This is a genomic window from Alteromonas sp. 5E99-2, assembly GCF_017368475.1.
Classification (GTDB): Bacteria; Pseudomonadota; Gammaproteobacteria; order Enterobacterales; family Alteromonadaceae; genus Alteromonas_F.
This window is the reverse complement of sequence record NZ_JAFNJE010000076.1, coordinates 1-533: the sequence shown is the minus strand read 5'-3', so window position 1 is coordinate 533 and position 533 is coordinate 1. Positions and strand designations below refer to the sequence as shown.

Sequence of the window (533 nt, the reverse complement as noted above, 5' to 3'; positions counted from 1 at the left end):
GACTTAAGCTTTGACTTTACCGATACCGGCTCAGAGATAGCGGGCGTATTTAATTACGACAGTAGCTTGTTTGAAGCTTCGACGGTAGCGCAAATTGCGCAGTTGTTTGTTGCGTTAACTGAGCAAGTATTAGCGTCACCGGATGTCCCGTTAGCTCAATTATCATTACCAGTGCACAGTGAAAGCCAAGGTAAAGGGATTGATTTCTCACATGACAATGTCTTGTCTCTATTCCAAAGCAGTGTTGAGCGTCATGGCAATGCAATTGCGGTTACTGATGGTGACAATAGTCTAGGTTATGAAGCATTGGATGCACGTGCAACTGCGTTAGCAGGGCAGCTACAAGCTCATGGCGTTAGTCATGGCGACTGTGTAGGTATTCTTGCTGAGCGTAGTTGTGACTTTGTGGTTGGGGTATTAGCGGTATTAAAATCAGGCGGAATGTACTTACCGTTAGACAGTAAGCAGCCGGCTCAGCGCATACAGTTTCAACTGATAGACAGTGCAGCCAAGGTGGTCTTAACGACAGCAGA

General features: G+C 46.3%; 1 protein-coding gene. It reads left to right on the top strand.

Translation table 11 applies throughout. The annotated features are described in order from the left end of the window. A partial coding sequence (locus tag J3L16_RS15955; protein ID WP_207614054.1) for an AMP-binding protein occupies positions 1-533 on the top strand: 533 nt, incomplete at both ends.